General features: G+C 67.8%; 9 protein-coding genes. All 9 read right to left on the reverse strand.

The features are described 5' to 3' along the window. Nucleotides 1–36: 36 nt before the first annotated feature. The 9 genes from AQ611_RS16245 to AQ611_RS16285 all read right to left on the reverse strand — a co-directional run bounded on the left by AQ611_RS16245 (nt 37) and on the right by AQ611_RS16285 (nt 17,708). Nucleotides 37–801, reverse strand: a complete 765-nt coding sequence (locus AQ611_RS16245; RefSeq protein ID WP_069235365.1) for a 4'-phosphopantetheinyl transferase family protein — start codon at nt 799–801, stop codon at nt 37–39. A gap of 62 nt (nt 802–863) precedes the next feature. After that, on the reverse strand, nt 864–1,265 hold the full coding sequence (locus AQ611_RS16250; protein WP_059515671.1) for a DUF4345 domain-containing protein: 402 nt from the start codon (nt 1,263–1,265) through the stop codon (nt 864–866). A 16-nt stretch (nt 1,266–1,281) separates the two neighbouring features. Continuing rightward, nucleotides 1,282–2,694, reverse strand: a complete 1,413-nt coding sequence (locus AQ611_RS16255; protein WP_231936053.1) for a hypothetical protein — start codon at nt 2,692–2,694, stop codon at nt 1,282–1,284. After that, nucleotides 2,691–3,473 carry an outer membrane lipoprotein-sorting protein gene (locus AQ611_RS16260; RefSeq protein WP_059515669.1) on the reverse strand — a complete coding sequence of 261 codons (783 nt, stop codon included), beginning with the start codon at nt 3,471–3,473 and terminating at the stop codon, nt 2,691–2,693. Before AQ611_RS16260 ends, AQ611_RS16255 begins: the two co-directional genes overlap by 4 nt. Before the next feature lie 92 nt (nt 3,474–3,565). Continuing rightward, nucleotides 3,566–4,999 (reverse strand): ABC transporter permease, encoded by a 1,434-nt coding sequence (locus tag AQ611_RS16265; protein WP_069235366.1) that lies wholly within the window; start codon nt 4,997–4,999, stop codon nt 3,566–3,568. Nucleotides 5,000–5,004: 5 nt separating this feature from the next. Beyond that, the gene (locus AQ611_RS16270; protein WP_059515664.1) at nt 5,005–5,700 is read right to left on the reverse strand and encodes an ABC transporter ATP-binding protein; all 696 of its coding nucleotides are present in this window, start codon (nt 5,698–5,700) and stop codon (nt 5,005–5,007) included. Then, the gene (locus tag AQ611_RS16275) at nt 5,697–7,115 is read right to left on the reverse strand and encodes an NAD(P)-binding domain-containing protein (RefSeq protein WP_083237416.1); all 1,419 of its coding nucleotides are present in this window, start codon (nt 7,113–7,115) and stop codon (nt 5,697–5,699) included. The genes AQ611_RS16270 and AQ611_RS16275 overlap by 4 nt, the downstream gene beginning before the upstream one ends. Nucleotides 7,116–7,149: 34 nt before the next feature. Next, a complete protein-coding gene (locus tag AQ611_RS16280) occupies nt 7,150–11,265 on the reverse strand; it encodes a cytochrome P450 (protein ID WP_069235368.1) in 4,116 nt (1,371 codons plus the stop codon). Continuing rightward, entirely contained in the window at nt 11,262–17,708 is a 6,447-nt protein-coding gene (locus AQ611_RS16285; RefSeq protein WP_102720106.1) for an SDR family oxidoreductase, read from the reverse strand. The genes AQ611_RS16280 and AQ611_RS16285 overlap by 4 nt, the downstream gene beginning before the upstream one ends. Between the last annotated feature and the right edge of the window lie 96 nt (nt 17,709–17,804).

The following is a 17,804-nucleotide window of genomic DNA, read 5'->3' on the forward strand; positions in this document are numbered from 1 at the left end:
CGCATCCCGGTGCGCCTGCGGCGCCGGAGCGGTCACTCACCACCCCAAACAAAACCCTTGCATGTCGGCGTCGCGCTCTTCCATCGCAACCGATGCGCGCCACGCCGGCCCTAACTCGATATCGGCAACCGTCCAGCCCACGCCGTCGCTGATGCATTCGCCGCGCGCGCCGGGTTGCGGCGCCCACGGCATTTCCAATTGGCGTGGATCGCGGCGCAACCCAACGCCGTGCGCCTTGAGCAGCGCCTCCTTGCGGGTCCACCATTGCAGCAGCATGCCGTTGCGCGCACGCGGCGCAGCAAGCTCGAATTGTTCGAGTTCGCAGGCCGCGAGGCTCGCTGCCGCGAGCGCGTCGGTGTCGATTTTCCTGTCGAGCGACTCGAGATCGCAGCCGACGCGCTTTCTCGCGATCGCGAGCAGCACGCCGCCACGCACATGACTCAAGCTGAACTGCAGATCGCGGCTGAACAGCACAGGCTTGCCACCCGACTCGATATCGAACACGAGACGCGCCGGATCCACGTCGAGATATTCGCCCAGCACCACGCGCAACATCGCGCGGGCAAACACGAACAGTTCGCGGTGCGCGCGGAACTTCAACCGCGCGGCGCGTTCGTGCTCGCTCAGCGAGAGGCAATCGCATTTGAGATACGACCCTGCCTCGTCGGCGCTTGCGCGCCAGATATGCACTTCGCCCCGCGCAACCTGCTCCAGCAACGCCGCCGACGGTCTCGCTACGCTGAACCGCAATGGCGCCGCCTCATCGTGCGCCACTGCATGCGGCCATCCTTCGGTTGTCATTTATCAGTCACTTCGTACTAGGGATACGCCGGCCACCCCGGCCGAATCCGCGATCCCGCCCTTCAACGGGCCGCCGCGGCAACGCGGCTCTGCCACCAAACAAATAACGGCGCACCGACGATTTCGAGCACGGTAAAGCCAATGAACGGAAAAAACGGTGCGCCGACCGACACAAGCGAAATCAAACGGCCAATTCCGCCGACGAAGATCATCAGCCAAAGCGCGCGGAACAGCACGCCTTTGCGCTCGATGTCCGGAATCGTATAGAGCACGCTGAGCCCGAGCCCGAACCACACGCCCGCGAAGAAGCGCAGATTGCTGTCGAGCGTTGCGTCGTCGGGCATCGCGATGCCGAGCGAGGCGTACAGCGGATCATGAATGCCCAGCATGCCGAGCACGCCGGTGGCAAGCGGCACGATGCCGAGAATCGTGGTGACGATTTGTAGGGTGCGTTTGCTGCTCATCGAGAGGCGCCTCCGGTTATTGATAAAAGATCCCGAGTACCTGAACGCTGTTCGCTTCCGGCATTGCGCCGTAGCGGCTCCACGACGGGCCCGTTTGCCGCAGGAATTGCAGCGCGACGTCGAACTTGTCGAAACGCCGCCGCAACTCCAGCCAATATTGCCGCCCGGCGCCGAGGTCCAGTTGCGCGAAGCCCGTCAGGTCGACGCGGCGCACGATGAAGTTGCGCCACGCGGCCATTAGAAACAGCCCGTGCCGCGACGGCAATTCCTGCGCGAAGATCGATGTGCGCACCGCGCGGCCCCAAGCATACGGATCGCTCGCTTGCAGCGCGCGCCACTGCGAAGCCGACGCGCCGCCGCTGTTGCTTTGCAGCTCCGCCGTCAGCGACAGATCGACCGGCAATGTCCACGTGAAGCCGAACGACGAGCGCGTGCGGAACGCGCGGTCCTGGTTGCCGCGCCCCGTCGACGCGCCGATCAGCGAAGGCCGCCAGCCGCCCGTCCATTCCGCGTAAGCAACCACCGCATTGCCGAGCAGCACGCTCAAATTTTGCCCGAACTGCGGCGACTGTCCGCTTTCTCCATACAGTACCCATTGCGGCTGAATCGTCGGTGTGAGCCGCTGGCTACCGACCAGCATCCAGCGATCGACGCCGTTGGTGCGCTGCAGATCAGACGATGCGAACGGATCGCCCGGCACGCTGCGGCTCGCGAGCCGCGGCGCCAGCATCAGTGCGACCGAGCCCGAATCCCACACGCGCTGCGCGCGCACCGCGACGGTGCCGAGCCGGTTGGTGTGGCGGCTGTCTGGATCGGGCGGCACGTCGAGGCTGACCGCGCCTGCCTTAAAGAAATCGGTCGGGTTGTAGCCGATCGCCGCGCCGATGCGCTGATTGATCCGGCCCGCATCGAGCGCGAGATACGGCGACGGCTTCCAGCTCGCATAGGCTTCCTTGACGAGCATCACGTCGCGATGCGAATCCGCATTCGCCGACAGCGGATCGAAGCGGTCGAAGCGCATCGCGAAGTGCACGCCGAGCGACGGCGTCAACGCGTGGTCGAACTGGAATTCGATCGATAGCTGGTTGCGCCAGGACGTCGGCGCGTCGCGGTTGTCGCTCCAGCGCATCGCATCCTGCACGCTGAATTTCCACGGCTTCGCGGCTTCCGGCGCGGCGGCGGGCGTTGCGTCGGCGAGATTGAGCGCGGCGTTCGTCGCGTCGTCGACGCTGCCTGCGGGAGCCGCAGCGGCCGCCGCAGCGGGTATGTTCGGCGCGTCTGATGCCGGTGCCGGTGCAGACGACGCGGTAGCAGGTTCGGCGGGCGTATGCGCCACACCCGCCGCTTCCGGTCCGGCCGGCGCGGCGCGAGACGGCGCTGCCGCCGCCGCGAGCAGCCAGACCAGCACGGCCAACGGTTTTCGCGTCATTGCGCCTGGAAGCGGGGCAGATAGTCCCGTTGCAGCCACGCATCCGGAATGTCACGCCATGCGTAGTCGGAGAAGCGCATCACCGTGACCCAATTCGGGTCGAGACCGTCGATGATGACGGTTTCAGTCGGACGCTCGACGCCGAGCTGCGCCGTATAGCGCCGGTAGAACGCGCTTTTCAGCAAACGTTCGCTTTCCGAATAAAATTTCGCCTTCACCGGCCGGCTGTTCGATGCGTCGAGCCACAGTTCGATGCGGTGATACGTGAGGCCCTCGGCCTTGCCCGTCAGCGACAGCTTGTAGCAATGCCGCGTTTGCCGGTCGCCGTCCATGACATCCTCGGCGCCCTTCATCTCCGCTTTGTAGTCGTGCGCGAGATTGACGGTCACGACGTCGCCGTTGGCGGCCTGGCCGAGCAGCCGCTGATCCGGCGAAATGCGGATGCTCGCCTGGTTGGCCGGATCGTAGAACCACAGATCGTTGCCGTTTTTCAGCATCAGCTTGCCCGCATCGCGCGCGGGCGCGACGAAGCGCACCAGCGTGCGGAACGCGCCGCCCGGCGCATCCGGCTTCGAATAGATCGACAGCGTGTTGCCGTCGACCTGCTTGCCCGAGCGGTATTCGGTCAGCGTCGCCGTCAGCACGAACGACTTCGTCGGCGTGCGGATCGCGTCGCTTTGCGCGAGCAGCGTTTGCGGATCAGGCGTGGTCTGCGCATGCGCGAGCACCGCCGCGCCCAGAGTCAAGCCGATCCACCATGTACGAAACAAGCGACGCACGTTGCACCTCCCCATCATTTCCAAATCCGGTTCCCCATTCTCGATCCGATATCAAACCCGGCCATCCGTTTCGTCCGCCAGGCCAACCTGTCTCACGCATACCGCAGCGCGTCGACGATCGACAGCCGCGCCGCATGACGCGCCGGCAGCCACGCGGACAGCCCCGCGACGATCGCCAGCCCGAAGAACGTCAGCGCGATCAGCTTCCACTCGCCCCACACGCGCACCGTCAGCGCGACCGAATCGATCCGCGCGGGCGGCGTCCACGCGAGCCCGCTGTGGTTGACCGCGAACGCGAGCGCCAGCGCGACCACCACGCCGATCGACGCGCCGACGACGCCAAGCAACGCGCCCTCGCATACGAACAGCGCCTGAATCCCGCTGCGCCGCACGCCCATCGAGCGCAGCGTGCCGATCTCGACCGTGCGCTCGAGAATCGCCGTGCTCATCGTGTTACTGACGACGAACAGCACGATCGCACCAATCAGCACAAAAACAAAGCCAAAAATCATCGAGAACATCCGATTCGTCTGATCATAGAACGGATTGAGCGCGGCAAAATCGAGCACGTCGAGCGGCTGATTCTCGAAACGGCCGCCAAACAACTGATCAATTCGCGCACGCGCGGCCGCAAGCTGCGTAGTGTGCTTGAGCTGGATCTCGATGGCCGTCACGCGCGGCGCGTCGCCGCCATACACGAGCCGCTGCGCGCGCGGCAGATGCATCGCAAGATAAACGTCGTCGAACTCCTTCACGCCCTGCTGCTCGGCCTTCACCGCCGTAAAGCCGCCGACGTTCGGCGCGCCGTAGGCGTTCGCCGCGAGCACTTCGATGTGCGTCGCGCCCGAACGCTCGCCGCGCTGTTCTCCCTTTTGCGCGTCGGCCTCGGCGGCCGACAGCGCGAGCACGTCGGCGGGCGCGTCGGCGGCCTGCGCGGCGGAAGCGCCGGAGGCGGCCGCCACGTCCTGCGCGAGATCGCCGCCGCCGCAATCGGGCACGGCAAGCGGCTCGCACAGATGCAGCACGCGCGCGACGCCGTGCCCGACGATCACCGCATCGGATGCGGTGCCGACGAGCGGATACGGCTTCGGCGCGAGCGGAAAACCGTAGTCGTTCCACTGCTGCATCCGGTTTTGCTCGTCGGCGTTCGCGCCTTGCACGAGCACCGTGCGCGACACGCCCGCCGCAAAATTGCCGGCGATTCCGCCGAACTGCAGCGTCGGCGTGATGACCGCGATCATCGGCGACAGCACGGGATCGTCGCGCAACCGCGCAATCAGCCGCTCGTAGCCGCTGATGCCATACGCGACCGGATTGCCGCTGCCGTACTGGAAGTAGCCGTGCCGCTGAATCTGCAAATGGCCGGTGCGGCGCACGAAATCGGTTTGCAATCCGAACGTGATGTCCTTGCTGAAACCGCCGAACAGCAAGATCGCACACACGCCGACGATCATCGCGAGCAGCGTCGTGATCGAGCGCCGCCGGTTGCGCTGCAGATTGCGCAGCGCCAGCATCAAGGTATGCATCTGCTCTACGCCTCCTGCGCGGCGCGACGCCGTCCGACAATGCGGCCGTCGCGGATTTGCACGATGTCGTCGGCCGCTTCGAGCACTTGCGGATCGTGTGACGACACGATGAACGACACGCCGCTGTCACGCTGCATCTTGTGCATCAGCGCGATGATCGCGCGGCCCGTGACGCTATCGAGGTTCGCGGTCGGCTCGTCGGCCAGCACGAGCGACGGGCCCGCCGCAAGCGCCCGCGCGATCGCGACGCGCTGCCGCTGCCCGCCGGACAACTGGCTCGGCCGGTGCTTGCCCTTGCCGCCGAGCCCCACCGCGTCGAGCAGTTGCGCGACGCGCTCGGCGCGCTCGCGCGGCGGCCGGCGCGCCATCAGCAACGGATACTCGATGTTCTCGTAGGCGGACAGCACCGGCAGCAGGTTGAACGACTGGAACACGTGGCCGACCTGCCGCGCCCGGAAATCGGACAGCGCATCGTCCGAAAGCGTCGCGGTGTCGTGCCCGGCGACCACGACGCGCCCCGCATCCGGCCGGTCGATGCAGCCGATCATGTTGAGCAGCGTGGTCTTGCCGCTGCCGGACGGGCCGCTCAACACGGTGAAGCAGTTCGCGCCGATCTCGACCGACACGTCGGCCAGGCCAGTCACCTTCACACTGTCGAGCAGATAAGTCTTGCTGACGTTTTCGACGGTGACGATCGTCATCCCGCGCCCCCGGTGCGCACGCGCGGCGTGGCGGCGGCGGCCGCGGCCGTGGCCGCGCCGGCCGGCCGCGCGGGCCGGGCCGACATTGCCGGCGCGGCCGGCAGCGAGCGGATCAGCCGCTTCAATTGCAACCGGTAAGCGAAGTGCTCGACTTCGATCACGTGCCGCTGCGTGTCGCTGAAATGAATGCCGCCGTTCCAGTTCGAATGGTCGCGCTGAATCAGGCGGTCGAGCCGGGCCGCTTTCGCGGGCGCGGCCTCGCGCGCGCGCAGGTAGCGCGACACGAGCTGCGCCTGGTAGTCCATCAGCGGCCAGTTGCCGGTCGAGGTCTGGAACAGGCCGACGAAGAACAGGTTCGGATGCGCGCGATCGAATACGTTCAGATACAAGCGCGGCTGCATCTTGTCCCACTGCAAATACGACTGATCGAGAAACGGGAAGCTCAACTGGAAGCCCGTCGCATAGATGATCACGTCGATCGGCTCTTCGCTGCCGTCCGAAAACGCGACACGGTCGCCGCGCAGTTCGACGACGTCCGGCTTCGCGACGAGATCGCCGTGCCCGAGGTGGTAGAACAGCGTCGAATTGATGATGAAGTGCGATTCGAACAGCTTATGGTCGGGCTTCGGCAGCCCGTAGTCTTCCGGCTGGCCGGCGGTCGTCAGCCGCAGCAGCCGCTCGCCGAAAAAGCGCCGCGCCCACAGCGGCATGCGCAGCTTCAGCGGCCATTCGGCCCATTCGTCTGCGGGCATTCCGAACAGAAATTTCGGCCAGTAGTAATAGCCGCGCCGCGTGCTGTGGAACACCGCCTTTGCGTGATGCACGGCCTCGACCGCGATGTCGCAGCCGGAATTGCCCGCGCCGATCACCAGCACCCGCTTATCCTTGAGCACGTCGGGCGTCTTGTACAGCGCCGAATGCAGCTGCAATCCGTCGAAGCGGCCCGGATAGTCGGGCACGCGCGGCTTCGACAAGTGGCCGTTGCAGACCAGCACGCCCTTGTAGTGGCGCACCTCGTGGCCGTCGAGTTCGACGCGCCACAAGCCGCTATCGGGCAGCGGCGCGACTTCGAGCACGGTGCGGTTGAATTCCGTGTGCTCGTAGACGCCGAAGCGCCGCGCGTAGTCGCGCAGATACGCGAGCGCCTGATCGCCGCGCGCGTAGGTCGGATAGTCGGCGGGCATCGGGTAGTCGGTGTACTCGGAAAACGCGCGCGAGCTGATCATGTGCACCGATCGGTAGATCGCGCTGCACGGCTTGCCGTAATACCACGTGCCGCCGAAATCGTCCTCGCGTTCGATCAGGTCGAAATCGATGCCCTGCTCGCGCAGATTCTTCGCGGTCGTAATGCCTGCCGCGCCGCCGCCGATGATGCAATAGCGCTGGCTGTCGTCCCGGCTGGGGGTCGTTGTCATCGTCGTCACTCCAATTCAGTTGTGCGCTTGCGCATCAGGCTGTCAGCGAATCGGCGAGCGCGCCCGATTCGGGCCGGGCCGGCTCGGCCTCGCCCAAGCGCGCATCGTCGAATCGCATCAGCACGTAGCCGCGCGCGTCGAGCACCGCGAAACGGCCGGTCACATATTCGGCGACGCAGTCTGCCGACGACGCCGGCAGACGCGCGAGCTTGACGCGGCCGATGCGCCACGTCGCCGGCGCCTGCTGCCGCGACGCGCTCCATTTGGCGAACAGCACGCGCAGCACGTGCTCGACGTGATTGACCGGCAAGCGCAATTCGAGCGGAAACGGCAGCGTCCAGAGGCTCAGCACCGCCGCGGGCGACACGCGGCCGATTCTCACGATGCCCGCGGACGCGTCGTCCGGCACGCTCCAATCGCCCGCCGGCAGCAGCTCGCCGTTCCATGCGGCATAGGGCACGGCAGCCAGCGGCTGGTGCGCGGGCTGCAAGCGGGGCGCGCGCGCGTATGCGGCGCCGACCGGCTCCGGCTGAGGTTGATAGACGAGCGTCATCGCGAGCAGCTCGGCGCGGGTGCGCGCATCGCTGCAGCGCACGTCGACGCACCAGACGTCACCGATCATGTAGCCGACCGCCTTGCTGTCGATCTCGACCGGTTCGACGCCGCCCGGCACCTCCGGCAGCGCGTCCAGATGCAGCGTGACGTTGGTCATCTCGGCCAGCTGACGCGGCTCGCCTGTCGGCGGCATCACCCAATCGCCCACCGCGCACGCGTGTTCGAGCACGAGCGACGCGGGCAGCACGACGCGGCCGTTGAAGCGGAACGCCTGCGCGAACGGGGTGACGGCGGGATCGACGGTGTAGCGCGTCTCGAAGCGCTTGAACGGACGAAAACGCAGCGGCTCGCCCGCGTGGTGTCCGCGCGTGACCAGCTCGCCGATGTTCGGCAGTTCGTGAATCGGATTGAAACCCTTGATCTGCACGGGCGTCGGCGCGCGGCCGATCGCGCCGACGAACGTCACTTCGCCGCTGCCCGGCGACGCAAGCTCGCGCAGCCAATGGCGCACGCCCTCGTCGACGTTCATCGGCGTCACGTAGCGCTGCGTGATCGCGAAGTTCGTGATCATCCCGACCCCTTCCCAGGTCGGCCATGCCAGCGTTTTCACGCCGCACGCGGGCGACAGCGCATGGCGCGCCGCCCACAGGCCCAGACGCGCGAGACCGTCGTTCGCGGCCGCGTAATCGGTCTCGCCCGTCATGCCGCCCCAGCGGCCCGTCAGCGAGCCGACGTTGCAGAACCGCACGAGCCGCGGACGCGCACGCACCGCGTCGCACAGATTCGCGAAGCCGAGCACCTTGGTGCGCACCGTCGCCTCGAAATCGTCCGCGCTCTTCTGCACGAGCCGCACCGGACGGTCCACGCCCGCGTTGTGAATCACCATGCGCAGCGAATCGCCGAGTTCGTCGCACAGCGCGCGCACGGCGGCCGCATCGGTCACGTCGCAGACGCGATAGCGCACCGGCAGATCGCGCGCGGCGAATTCGTCGAGCGCCGCCTTCAGCGCACGCTGGCGCTTGAGCCGGGAAAGGCGCGCGCGAATCGCTTTCGGCGGATTGTCCGGCGACGCGGCGCGCAACTGCTCGTGGCTGTATCGCTTGAACCCTTCTTCATCGAGCGCGGCCCACGGCTCGCTGCCTTCCGGCGGCGTGTCGCGGCCCGTGACGATGACCGTGCAGCCGTACTGCTCGGCAAGCGCGCGCGCGCACAGCAGGCCGATGCCGCGCGCGCCGCCGGAAAACAGCACGGCGTCGCCCGGCGCGAGCAGCGCGGGCGCGGGCGTTTCCGCCGGCGGCAATTCATGGCGTTGAGCGTGCAGCGTATAGCGCACGCCCTGCCGGTAGCCGACTTCGAACAGCCCCCAGCGATACAGCTCGTTGACGATCAACCGGTCGACACGGCGCGTCTCGTCCGGCGAGATGTCGAGCACCCGCACGTTGCAGTTCGGCAGCTCCTGCGGCAGCGTCTTCGCGAATCCCGCCCACAGGCCGCCGAGCGGCTGCGTGAGCGTGTCGTCGCCATAGCCCATCATGCCGTCCATCCACGTGACGGCGACATAGAAGAGCCGCGACGTGTCCTCCACCTCCGCCCATTCGTCGTAGCACACCTTCAGCAGCTCGACCGTGCGGCGCATCGGCGCTTCCCACGCATTCGCCGCATCGAGCGCGAACGGTGTTTCGAGGCCGAGATCGATGATGCCGTCGAGCGGGCCGGATTCGTCGAGAAACGTTTTCGCGGCAACTGCGCAATCGACGTGCTCGGCCGGCGCGAACACCGACACCTTTGCGCACGCGCGCGCGAGCGCCGCCGCCACGCGCTCGACCGTGCCGCCGCGCCCGTTGACGAGCGCGATCCGCTTGCCGCTCAACGCGGACGACGGCATGTCGGACACCGGCTCGACGGGCGTCGGACGCCACGTAAAGCGCCACGCCGGCACGCTCGGCACGCTCGCGGCCTCGGCCGTGCTGCCGGACGCGGCCAAAGCCGGCTGGCCGGCCGTATCGGTCATATCGGCCGCGTCGGCCAACGCGTGCGCGCCGGGTTCTGCGGCGTCGGCCGATGCGGCCGCCGGGCAGGCCGCCGCGAGTCCCGCCGCGCCGGCCGCGTGCGCCGCACCGGCCGCGCCCGGCTCGCGCGCCGCGTGCATCGGGCACACCGCGCGTTCATCGCCCGCATAGCCGCCGGCCTGATCGGCCGCACGCGCCTGCTCGTATTCGCGCACGCGCGCGAAATGGCTGCGCTCGCGCTCGCGCGGCTTCACGATCAGCCGAATGCCGTGCACCGGCCGCAACGAGATCATCGCGCCAAGCTCGATCGGGTGACCGGGCAGCGCGTTCAAATCGCAATGCTGCGCGATCACCGCCACCAGCACGCGCATTTGCAGCAGCGCGGTCTGAAAGCCGATACATTTGCGCATCCCGCCGCCGAACGGGAAGAATGCGTAGCGATGGCGGCCGACGGTCGCCTCGCTTGCGAAGTTCTCCGGGTCGAACGCGTCCGGATTGCGCCAGAACGCGGGATGCCGATGCGTGACGTAAGGCGACACGAAAATCGATGAGCCCGCCGGGATGTGATAGCCGCCGATCTCGTCGTCGTCGACGAGATCGCGCGTGAAGCCCCAGATCGGCGGATAGACGCGCAGCACCTCGTCGACCACCTGTTGCAGATACGGCAGCTGCTCGAGATCCTGCACCGTCGGCGCCCGCCCGCCGAGCCGCGCGTCGAGTTCCTCGCGCAACTGGCGCAATACCGCCGGATGCTGCGCGAGCGCATAGAGCGCCCACGCGAGGCCCGAGCCCGTCGTCTCGTGCCCGGCGAGGAACACCGTCAGCACTTCGTCGTGCACTTCCTTTTGCGTCAGCGGCTGGCCGGTGTCCGGGTCGCGGGCGTTCATCAGCATCGAGATTACATCGCTCGGCTCGCAGTTGCCTTCGCGATGGTCGGCAATGATCTTGTCGATGATCGTGTTGATCGCGCGCTGCGCATGCGCGACCTTGCGATTGAAGCGCGTGGGCACCCAGCGCGGCGTGAAATCGTTCGCATCGCCCTGCGGCATCATCGCTTCGATTCCGAAGCGCACGGCCGGCCCGAGCGCCTGAGCGTGCGTCGACACGTCGGAGTTGAAGACCATCAGCCCGAGCATTCTCAGGCTCAGCGTCATCATTTCCTCGACGACGTCGATCGCCTCGCCGGGCGGCAGCCCGCTCCAGCGGTGCGCGAGCGCGAGCGCCGCGTCGCCCACCGCCGCCGCGTGCGATTCGACCTGCTTCTTGTGAAACAGCGGCTGAACGACGCGCCGGTGGCGACGCCAAAAGTCGCCGTCGGTCGTCAAAATGCCGTCGCCGAAAAACTTTTTGAAATTGTCGTAAAAGCGTCCGCGCACGTAGTTGCGATGATTCTCCTGCAATACGTACTGGACGTAGTCCGGATGCGCGAGCGCATGCGTGACGAAAGGCCCGAGCCGGTTGCGCACGACGTCGCCGTATTGCTGCTGCAGGCGCAGCAGCATCGTGATCGGATTACGCTTGTACTCGGCCAAATTACCCATCATGAGGCTGCCGCGCGGCCCCGGCGCTTGGCTGCGTTTGCTCATGCCGTCTCCCTTTCGGTTGTGCGACGCGCGACGAGCGCGTCGACTTCGGCCTTCGTCGCATAGGCGCCCGTCGTCCGGTGCACGTAGCCGATCACGACGCCCGTCACGTCGGTCATCTGCATCAGCATCCGGCCGTCGGGGCGCACCGCGACGAAGCGGTTGCCGCCGTGCCCGCCTTCGAGCGCGAATTCGCGCGGCGTTGCGTACAGATCGATCCGCTCGTGACGGCTCGTCAGTTCGCAATCGTTGCCGCCTTCGTATAGATCGATCCGGCCGATCGTCAGCGGAGCAGCAAGCGGAATATAGTCGTCGGCGACATAGTTCAGCGCGGCAACCCGTGCCAGGCCGTCGAGCATGATGCTCGGGACCACGAAGCGCGAGAACACCGGATCGTCGACGGCGACGTTCAGTTGATAGCGCGCGCCCTTGCCCGACGCGCTCATGCCCGTGTCGGTGGTGGACACGAACATATTGGTCAGGCGCACGGGCGCCGATTCGAAATGGTAGGGATCGGCGACCGGCGTGCGCGGCTCGCTCTGTGCGGGCCATACCGGCGCATACGCGTAGCGCGGCGCGACGAGGGCCTTGATCTCGAAGTGCAGCTTGTCGCGCACCAAAAGCTGGCCGTTCGGCGCGAACACGTCGCCCGTCACCCGCACCTGCACGACCGACGTGTCGCCTTCGCGGCCGACGAGCTGCGCGTGAATCCGCTTGGTGCTCGGCCGGTCCGCGTCATAGACGCGCAGGAAATGGCGGAACGCGGCGTCGCGGAAACCCACCACGCACTGCCCCGGTATCAGCTTCAGCGCGGCTTCGGCGGCAAGCTCCGGCACGAACGTGCCGGGCAGCGTCGCAAAGCCGTTGACGACGTGGTGCTGCAAATACGCGTCGGTACGCAAATCGAAGACGCGCTCGAACGTCACGCTGTCGCTCGTGCGGCTCACTTCGCGGCCCAGGTAGAAATCGCGCGCGGCTGCCGGCACGGCAGGCGCGGATTGCGGCACGGGTTGGGCCGCGGCCGGTGCGTGCGGCTCGACGCGCTGACTCGGCGCGCGCCGGTTCGACGACGCGCTCGGCATCGACGGTTCGCTCTGAGCCGACGCAGCATGCGCGGCCGGCACAGCTTGCGCATCGTTGTCGAAGAACGTCGGCAGATAGGCCTCGATCGCGCGGCGCTCGGCGTCGCCGAGGTGCACGGAACTGGCGGCGCGCGCGCTCAGGTTGATCTCGCGCAGGAAGTGATGAATCCCCTCGTTGGTCCGCATGCTGGTGAACAGCCCGCTCTTCTCGAGGAACGCGCGCGTCACGGGGTTCGAGCCGAGGCCGACCGAGCGCCACAGCGTCCAGCCGATCGTAAACTCGTCCTGCGCGAGCGCCTCGCGGTGATAGGCCGCCTGCGTGTTCAGGAAATCGTTGCCCGATGCGTAATCGGTTTCGCCCGCCTGCCCCGTCAGCCCGATGAACGAGCCGAAGTTGCACCACGCGCGCGGCTGCGCGGCGCCGAACGCGCTGCGCAGATTCCAATAGCCGCGAATCTTGATGTCGCGCACCGCGACGAAATCCGCGAACGATTTCACGTTGACCGACGCCGAGCGATTGAGGCCCGCCGCGTTGATGACGAGATCGACCGGCCGGCCGGCGGCGGCAATCCGTTCGACCGCGGCGCGCACGCTCTGCGCGTCGAGCACGTTCGCGCGCAGATAGAACACCTTGTTCGGGCCGCAGTACGACTGCATCACGTCGATGTTGCGGCGCGCGGCGCGGGCGTCGATCTGACGCTCGAACGCCTTGATGATCGCGGGCAGCGGCAGCGTGGGGTTCAACGCTTTCTGCTCGCGGATGTAATCGGCGCGGCGGCGCGCGAACGCTTCGTCGCTGCCTGCGTATACGTCCGGGCCGTAAGCGTCGAGCGCGCTGCTGCCGATCAGGTAGATCGTCGGGCGGAAATGCTCGGCCACCGATTTCATCAGCTCGGCCGTGATGCCGCGCGCGCCGCCGAACGCGACGATCACCGAATCGGGGCCGATCCGCGCGAGCCCGTCGGCGGGCAGTGCGCCCGCATCGCGCGTGACGCGCGGCGTCAAGCGCCGCGCGCCTGCCAGCGCGACCACCGGCAGCAGATGCTGCGCACCGCTCTCGCGCTCGGCCTGCGCGACGCCTTGGCGGATATCCGCATCGCTCGTGAGCACCGCGAGCGAGCGCGCTTTCGGCAGCTCGATCGCGAGCGCCTTGGCGAATCCCGTAAACATGCCGGCGTCCGGGTGCGGCACGCCGTCCTTCACCGCGTCGAGCAGCAGCTCGACGAACGAGCCTTCGGCGGCCACATCGTCATAGCACTGCTTGAGCGTGACGAACGCGAGATCGTGCAGCTTCAGCCGCTGCGGCGTCGGCGCGGCGAGATGGTCCGGCGCGAGCGCGCTCGCGTTCAACGAAGTCAGCACGCGCACGTGGCTCGTGCCGGCCGGAATCAGCGCTTGCAGCGCGGTTTCGTCGACCGTGTCGATCACCGCGACGCGCGCGCGCGAGAACGTCGTCGCACGCGTGGAGAGCACCAGCAGATCGGCGGGCAGCATGCCGATGCCGTCGAGCAGCTCGGGCATATCGGTGACGACCACGCTGCCTGCGGGCAGATACGCCAGGGTGCCGGCGCCCGCCTGCCACGGCGTGTCCAGCCATTCGATCCGGTAACGGGTAACGCCGAGCGGTTCGCCGTCTGCGGCGACGTCGACCGCTTTCAGCGTCTGCGGAATCGCCACGCGCGGCGCGGCCGGCGCGCCGGGCGCAACCAATGCGTGCGCGGTGGCAACGGCGGCGGCAGTGGCGGGCACGGCGGCAACGCCAGCAACAGCCGTCTGGGCCGACGCGCCCGGCACGACGGCGCGGGCTGCGGCGCCCGCGCTCTTGCGCGCGCGATCGACGGGCGCCGGCGGCTGCTTGCGATCGACGCGCAATCCGAAGCGCACCTGATCGGCGCCGTTGCCGAACGCGATCGACGCCGCATCCGGACCGCTCACGAGCGCGCGCAGCACCGCGAGCGCGCCGTCGGCGCCCGCATACGTGACCTCGCGGCCAGCCGCATCGCGCAACACCGCGGGCGCGAGCCCTTCGTCGAACTCGCGACCGCTTTCGACCCACGCCAGCACCGGCAGCCCGGCCGCCTCGGCCTGCGCCTTGGTGGTCACCGCGAACAGCACGATGCCCTCGGCGAGCGGCTTGTCGAACGCGGGCTGCACTTCGTCGGCCGAATTGCCGTTGATGCCGCCGACGATCGCCATATCGAGTTCACCGCTCCTCAGGAAGCGCGACGCGACTTCGAACGCGGCCAGCGTCGACGCATGTCCAGCGTCGACGGTCATGTTCATCCCGTGCAGATCGTAGTAATTCGCCACGCGCGCCGGAATCACGTTCGGCATCATGCCGGGGAACGAATTCTCGGTAGTCGGCGGCACGAGGCTCTTCGTTTTGTCCGCAACGCGCGCGAGCAGCTCGTCGAGCGCGGCGCGCGACGCATCGTCGGCGCCCGCGCGCACGGCGGTCGCGATATCGTCGATATAGCAGCGGCTCGCGTACAGCGCGGCGTTGCGCGTCGGGCCCATATGCCCCATCACCACGCCGATCGTGTTCGCATGCGCGCGCCAGTAGTCACTGATCTGCTCGCGCAGATCGTGCGCGGCGTCGAGCGCCATCAATTGGCAGCGATCGAGCGCGCGCAGCACCGCGGGCGGCATGCGCACGCGCTCGAAGCTCGGCAGCGCATACGTGAGGCCGAAGCTCGCGCCCGGCTTCGCGCCGGTGCCGGCAAGCCATGCGGCGACGGCGTCACGGCTATCGAGGCCGGGAACCTTCGCCGACCAGCCGACGATCGCAAGCGGCTCGCGGTTGACGCGCGCGGCCGGCTTCGGCGCGCGCAGATCCGGCCGGTATTCGCCGACGATCAAGTGGCCGTTCGTGCCGCCGAAGCCGAAGCCCGACACGGCCGCAAAACGCGGCGCGTGCGGCTTGCGCGGCCAATCGACCGGGCGCGTGGGCACCGTGAGGCCGCTCGATTCGATCTCGAACTCGGCCGGCGGCTCGGCAAACCGGTGCTGCGGCGGAATGCAGCCGTGCTCGAGCGCGAGCAGCACCTGAATCAGCGATACGACACCCGCCGCCCAGCCGGTATGCCCGACGAGCGATTTGTTCGACGTGACCTGCACCGGCCGCTCGCGGGACAGCATCTCGCGCAGGCTCTGGAATTCGGCGAGATCGCCGGCCGGCGTGCCGGTCGCGTGCGCGACGACCCAGTCGATCGATGCCTTCGGCACGTCGGTCTGCTGGTATGCGCGGCCGATCGCAATGCTCTGGCCGGCCGAATTCGGCGCGTAGATCGCCTTGCCCTTGCCGTCCGACGACGAGCCGAACGTCTTCAGCACGCCGAGCACGCGGTCGCCGTCGGCGATCGCCCGCTTCAGGCGCTTGAGGATCACGATGCCCGCGCCATCGGCAAACAGCACGCCGTCGCTGGCCTTGTCGAGCGGGCGCACCTCGCCGCTCTTGGACAACCCGTGCAGCTTCGCGAACATCACCGAGCCGCGCGGCGCGAGCGCGAACGCACCGCCGCACGCGACCACGTCATGCTTGCCCTCGAGCAGGCTCTTCAGGCCGAGATCGACCGAATAGAGCGACGACGAGCATGCGGTATCAATCATCATGTATTCGGCGTCGTCGGGCAGCACGCCGCGCATCGCGTTCAAGCCCACCCGGTGCGGGAAAAATTCGGCAAGCTCGCCCTCGTTGCCGCGCGCATAGCGCGCGCGCAGCATGGCGTCGATCTGCGCGATGCGGTGCGCGCGCGCCTCGGCCGTCACGCCGGCCTCGTCGAGCGCCGCGCCAAGCCGCGTGCGCATGGCCGCCAGCACCATCCCTTCCTCGAGATGCTGGCTGCCGTCGGCGGTGTAGCCGACGACGAACGATGTGCGGTCGCCGTCGCGAATGGTCACGCCGGCGAGCGCCTGGCGCAGCGAATGGCGCAGCCACAGGGTCGTCAGCTCCTGCGGCGCGGCGGCGGCGTCGATCTCGGCGCGCAGCTTCGCCTCGGGCTCGAAATGCTCGATGAACACCGAGCGCGATTGATAGCTCTTGTCTTCGGCCGACAGGTCCGGCGAGTAGAACGATCGGTAATCCCAACGATCGGGCGGCACGTTGCCGAACAGCTCGGGGCCGTCGAGAAGCGCCTGCCAGAATGCCTGCGGATCGCTCGCGCCCGGCAGCGCGACGCCCATCCCGACGACGGCGATTTCGTCGGCGTCGTCAGCGTCGTCGCTCGAATCGGCGGCGGGCGCTTGTGCGGTGGCAGGCGCTGCCGCTTGCGGCGCGGCGACGGCGGCAGCAGGCGCGGCAACCGCTTGCGCAAGCGCAGCGGCAGGCGCCGATGCAGCGGCAGCCACAGCGGGTGCCGTCTGCGCGAAGGCGGCCGGCGCTTGCGTCAGCGGCGCAGCCAACGCTTGCGCGGACGGTGCGGCGGCGGCCGAACCCACCGCCGGTGCGGCGTGCGCGGCGCTCGCTTGCGCAGCCTGCCCGAATGCCGCCGTCTGCGCCGCGTTCACCGCGGCGGCGGCATTTGCCAGCGCAACCGGCGCCGCGGCCGCTGCGTGCCCCGCATCCGGCTGCGTGCGCCACTCAGGCCGCGGCGACAGACCTTCGCTGCACAGCGACATCCCGCCGTCCGCGACAATCACCTGCCCGGTAATCCAGCGCGCCGCATCCGACGCGAGAAACAGCACGACGTCCGCGAGATCGTCCGGCGTCGCGAGCCGGCCCAGCGGCGTCGCCGCGATGCTCGAACGCTTCGTATTCTCGGGATCGGGGAATTGCGCGGCGACGTCGCCGTCGATCAGCGTCGACGACGCGCCGTTCACGCGAATGCCGGCCTGCGCGTACTCGACAGCCAGATAGCGCGTCAGCGATTCGAGCGCGGCCTTCGCCGTGCCGACCACGAGATAGTTGGCCGGCACCAGAATCGCGCCCACCGACGACACGTTGACGATCGCGCCGCCGCCGGCGCGCGCCATCAGCCGCGCGGCGCGGCGCGCGCACCAGAATGCGCCTTTCAGATTGGTGTCGATCGCGCGGTCGAAATGCGCGGATTCGATGTCGTCGATCGGCAGCAGCGCGCCCGACGCCGCGTTGTTGACGAGAATGTCGATCGTTCCGTATTTCGCCTCGATCTCGTCGAACATCCGGTTGACTTGCGCCTCCTGAGCCACCGACGCGCGCACGACGTCGACCGTCGCACCGAGCGCGCGCAGCTCTGCCGCGGTTTCCTTGGATGCATCGAGCGAATGGAAGAAGTTGACGATGACATGAGCGCCAGCTTCGGCGAATCGTCGGCAGATTGCCTTGCCGACGTTTTTCGCCCCGCCCGTCACCAGTACCCGTTTCCCCTTCAGGTAGGAGTTCGGCAGAATGGAATTCGACATATCTTTTGATCGATCAGGAGTGCAAGTGGTTAGGACGAGATGCCCCGTCTGAGCCGGCCCCTTCGATTGTTGTTCTGTCGG

The organism is Burkholderia singularis (genome assembly GCF_001718875.1).
Lineage (GTDB): Bacteria > Pseudomonadota > Gammaproteobacteria > Burkholderiales > Burkholderiaceae > Burkholderia > Burkholderia singularis.